Origin of the sequence: Olsenella uli, from assembly GCF_016899935.1 — a bacterium.
Classification (GTDB): Bacteria; Actinomycetota; Coriobacteriia; order Coriobacteriales; family Atopobiaceae; genus Thermophilibacter; species Thermophilibacter uli_B.
In genome coordinates this window covers 1-5,151 of sequence record NZ_JACJJK010000016.1, presented here as the reverse complement: position 1 = coordinate 5,151, position 5,151 = coordinate 1, and the positions used below count along the sequence as shown (strand labels likewise).

At 61.0% G+C, this 5,151-nt stretch carries 3 rRNA genes; all 3 read right to left on the bottom strand.

Annotation, left to right across the window (positions count from 1 at the left end):
• Window positions 1-17 precede the first annotated feature (17 nt).
• Window positions 18-133: ribosomal RNA gene (rrf, locus tag H6A07_RS09660) — 5S ribosomal RNA — on the bottom strand.
• A gap of 102 nt (window positions 134-235) precedes the next feature.
• Window positions 236-3,170 (bottom strand): 23S ribosomal RNA (locus H6A07_RS09655).
• Between the two features lie 202 nt (window positions 3,171-3,372).
• A 16S ribosomal RNA gene (locus H6A07_RS09650) occupies window positions 3,373-4,884 on the bottom strand.
• The 16S, 23S and 5S rRNA genes sit together here, the layout of an rRNA operon.
• Between the last annotated feature and the right edge of the window lie 267 nt (window positions 4,885-5,151).

Below are 5,151 nucleotides of genomic sequence, written 5' to 3'. Positions count from 1 at the left end.
GCAAAATGCCCCTTGTTGGTCAGCGACGTCCTGCTCTCCCACGGACTGACTCCGCAGTACCATCGGCGCTCGGGGGCTTAACTTCCGGGTTCGGAATGGGACCGGGTGTGCCTCCCCTGCCATGGTCGCTGACCAACAAGGGGCATTCTGCTCTCGGGGGCGCGTCGCCGTGCCCTCAGGGCCGCACAGCGTGACGTCGACCTCCCCGAAGATCGCGTTCGGGCGAGATTGGGAAGAAGAGAAGAGCTCGGCCGATTAGTACCGCTCGACTCAACCCCTCGCGGGGCTTACATCTGCGGCCTATCGAACTCGTAGTCTACGAGTGGCCTTACCGAAGGGAGAACTCATCTCGGGACTGGCTTCCCGCTTAGATGCTTTCAGCGGTTATCCGAACCGGACTCAGCTACCGGGCGATGCCGTTGGTCGACAACCCGTACACCGGAGGTCCGTCCACCCCGGTCCTCTCGTACTAGGGGCAGCCTCCCTCAGTTCTCCTGCGCCCACGGAGGATAGGGACCGAACTGTCTCACGACGTTCTGAACCCAGCTCGCGTACCGCTTTAAATGGCGAACAGCCATACCCTTGGGACCTGCTCCAGCCCCAGGATGCGATGAGCCGACATCGAGGTGCCAAACCTTCCCGTCGATGTGGACTCTTGGGGAAGATCAGCCTGTTATCCCCGGAGTACCTTTTATCCGTTGAGCGACGGCCATACCACGCTGAGCCGCCGGATCACTAGAACCTGGTTTCCCATCTGCTCGACCTGTCCGTCTCGCAGTCAAGCCTGCTTATGCTCTTGCACTCAAAGGGACGGTTGCCGACCGTCCTGAGCAGACCTTACGTGCGCCTCCGTTACTCTTTAGGAGGCGACCGCCCCAGTCAAACTACCCACCTGACACGGTCCCCGCGCCGGATAACGGTCGCGGGTTAGGATGCCAGAACGTCGAGGGTGGTATTCCAAGGGCGACTCCCCAGAGACTGGCGTCCCTGGTTCAGCGTCTCCCACCTATCCTCTACACGACGAACCGGCAGCCAATGTCAAGCTGCAGTAAAGGTTCACGGGGTCTTTCCGTCCTTCCGCGGGTAAGTCGCATCTTCACGACTAGTGCAATTTCACCGGGTCCATGGTTGAGACAGCGCCCAAATCGTTACGCCTTTCGTGCAGGTCGGAACTTACCCGACAAGGAATTTCGCTACCTTAGGACCGTTATAGTTACGGCCGCCGTTTACCGGGGCTTGGATTCGCCGCTTCGCTCGCGCTGACGGCTCCTCGTGACCTTCCGGCACCGGGCAGGCGTCAGACCCTATACGTCGTCTTACGACTTCAGCAGAGTCCTGTGTTTTTGATAAACAGTCGCTTGGGCCTATTTACTGTGACCGCCCTGGGCTCGGGGAGCAAGTCCCTCCACCCGAGGCGGCACCCCTTCTCCCGAAGTTACGGGGCAATTTTGCCGAGTTCCTTAACCATGGTTCTCCCGATCGCCTTGGTATGCTCTACCCACCCACCTGTGTCGGTTTGCGGTACGGGCTCCTGCGGGCTCCCTAGAGGGTTTTCTTGGAAGCATGGGCTCACCGACTTCGCTCAGTCGCTTCGTCCGGCACCTCAGCCTTCGCGGGGGGCGCGTTTCACTGCCCCCCGGCCTACGTGCCATCGCGGGGACGTCCAGAACCCCGTTCGGCTACCCTTCTCCGTCGCCCCATCGGTGATAGCGTCCGTTCGGAGGTGCAGGAATGTCAACCTGCTGTGCATCGGCTACGCCTTCCGGCCTCGCCTTAGCTCCCGACTGACCCTGGGAGGATTAGCCTTGCCCAGGAAACCTTGGGTTTACGGCGGCGGCGTTTTTCACGCCGCTCTCGTTACTCATGCCAGCATTCTCACTTCCGGCCGCTCCACGTCGGGTCACCCCGGCGCTTCGCCGCGGACGGAAAGCTCCCCTACCGCCAGGCGAACCTGGCCCGCCGCTTCGGTGCCGTGCTTAGCCCCGTATATTGTCGGCGCATGTCCACTCGACCAGTGAGCTATTACGCACTCTTTAAATGAATGGCTGCTTCTAAGCCAACATCCTGGTTGTCTAGGCAAACGCACATCCTTTGCCACTTAGCACGGACTTCGGGACCTTAGCGGGCGGTCTGGGCTGTTTCCCTTTCGAACACACAGCTTAGCCCACATGTTCTGACTCCCGGACTCTGGACCGGCGGTATTCGGAGTTTGATCGGAGTTGGTAGGCGGTGAGGCCCCCGCGTCCGTTCAGTGCTCTACCCCCGCAGGTAAACGTCCGAGGCTAGCCCTAAAGCTATTTCGGGGAGAACGAGATATCTCCGGGTTTGATAGGCCTTTCACTCCTATCCACAGGTCATCCCCCCAGTTTTCAACCTAGGTGGGTTCGGCCCTCCACGGGGTCTTACCCCCGCTTCAGCCTGCCCATGGATAGCTCACCCGGCTTCGCGTCTACGGCGCGCGACTGCTCGCCCCATTCGGACTCGCTTTCGCTGCGGCTCGCTTGCTGGCTTAACCTCGCCACGCACCGTAACTCGCTGGCTCATTCTACAAAAGGCACGCCGTCACAGCGCAAGCGCTGCTCCGACTGCTTGTAGGCAAACGGTTTCAGGTACTATTTCACTCCCCTCCCGGGGTGCTTTTCACCTTTCCCTCACGGTACTGGTCCACTATCGGTCACAGGAGAGTATTTAGGATTGGAGGGTGGACCCCCCAGCTTCCCACCGGGTTTCACGTGTCCGGCGGTACTCAGGCACCGCACGGCAGTCCTCGCGGATTCGCGTACGGGGCTCTAACCCTGTACCGCCGGCCTTCCCATGCCGTTCCGCTTCCACGAGGTTTTGTAACTGCACAATGTGCGGCCCTACAACCCCGGCGGCGCTTGCGCGGCCGCCGGTTTGTCCTAGGTCCCCGTTCGCTCGCCACTACTAGGGGAATCTCGTTTGATTTCTCTTCCTCGGGGTACTTAGATGTTTCAGTTCCCCCGGTTGCCTCGGCCCGGCCTATGTGTTCGGCCGGGCGTGACGGGAAATGACTCCCGCCGGGTTTTCCCATTCGGAGATCCGCGGGTCGAGCGGGCAAGTGCCCCTAACCGCGGCTTATCGCAGCTTGTCGCGTCCTTCGTCGGCTTCCTGTGCCAAGGCATCCACCGTTTGCCCTTACCATCTTCTCTTCGATGGCTCGAACATACTTATCGTATAGATGCGATCTTTGAAGAAGAATCTTCGTCACGCTATGCAGCTCTCAAGGTACGGCGGGGGCGTGCCCCGGGGACCGGACACTGCGCGCCCTGGGGCGCGACGCGACTGACTCTCAGCTGGGATGGACGGGGCGTCCGTCATCGTGTTCTCTTCTAAAGAGGCGATTCTCCCTAGAAAGGAGGTGATCCAGCCGCACCTTCCGGTACGGCTACCTTGTTACGACTTCACCCCCCTTACCAACCACACCTTCGGCGCCTCCCTCACGAGGTTGGGCCGACGACTTCGGGTGCAGTCGACTCGGGTGGTGTGACGGGCGGTGTGTACAAGGCCCGGGAACTTATTCACCGCGGCGTGCTGATCCGCGATTACTAGCAACTCCGACTTCATGGAGGCGGGTTGCAGCCTCCAATCCGAACTGGGACCGGCTTTGGGGATTCGCTCCTGCTCGCGCAGTGGCAGCCCATTGTGCCGGCCATTGTAGCACGTGTGCAGCCCAGGACATAAGGGGCATGATGACTTGACGTCATCCCCACCTTCCTCCGGCTTGACGCCGGCGGTCTCGCATGGGTGCCCGGCCGAACCGCTGGCAACATGCGACGAGGGTTGCGCTCGTTGCGGGACTTAACCCAACATCTCACGACACGAGCTGACGACAGCCATGCACCACCTGTCCAGGCTCCTCTCGGCCACGGCGTTTCCGCCGCTTCACCTGGATGTCAAGCCCTGGTAAGGTTCTTCGCGTTGCTTCGAATTAAGCCACATGCTCCGCTGCTTGTGCGGGCCCCCGTCAATTCCTTTGAGTTTTAGCCTTGCGGCCGTACTCCCCAGGCGGGACACTTAATGCGTTAGCTGCGGCACGGAGGGACGTTCCCCCCACACCTAGTGTCCATCGTTTACGGCTAGGACTACCAGGGTATCTAATCCTGTTCGCTCCCCTAGCTTTCGCTCCTCAGCGTCAGTTGTGGCCCAGAAGGCCGCCTTCGCCACCGGTGTTCTTCCAAATATCTGCGCATTCCACCGCTACACTTGGAATTCCGCCTTCCCCTACCAAACTCAAGTCCGCCGGTATCGGGAGCGGGCGGGGGTTGAGCCCCCGGATTTGACTCCCGACCTAACGGACCGCCTACGAGCGCTTTACGCCCAATGAATCCGGATAACGCTCGCCCCCTACGTATTACCGCGGCTGCTGGCACGTAGTTAGCCGGGGCTTCTTCTGCAGGTACCGTCACCTCGCGGCCTCGTCCCTGCTGAAAGCGGTTTACGACCCGAAGGCCTTCGTCCCGCACGCGGCGTCGCTGCGTCAGGCTTTCGCCCATTGCGCAAGATTCCCCACTGCTGCCTCCCGTAGGAGTCTGGGCCGTGTCTCAGTCCCAATCTGGCTGGTCGGTCTCTCAACCCAGCTACCCATAATCGCCTTGGTGGGCCGTTGCCCCACCAACTAGCTAACAGGCCGCGGGCCCATCCCTCGCCGTCTGGGCTTTCCCGCCTCCCCCATGCGGGGGCGGCGGAGTATCCGGTATTACCCACGGTTTCCCGAGGCTGTCCCGGAGCGAGGGGCAGGTTGCCCACGTGTTACTCAGCCGTTCGCCACTTTATGCACACCCGGAGGTGCTTTAACCGTTCGACTTGCATGTGTTAGGCGCGCCGCCAGCGTTCATCCTGAGCCAGGATCGAACTCTCCGTTCAAATGAGAGACGGCTCTGAGCCGTCCTGCAATGTGAGTGGTCGGTCCGTCCCGTCCATAGATCCCGCTGATCTCGGATTCGCTGAAATTGACGTCTCTGACGTGGCGTCAGAGTTCGAAATTTCGCTTGTCTGTCACGTCGATCTTTCGATCGCAGTATCCGGTTCTCAAGGTACTCCGCGCAGGTCGCGGGCGCTGGCCCGTCCGTGCGCGGGGATTAACTATACGCGCCCGGCCCCGATCGGGGCCCGGGAATCGGGGGCTCCACG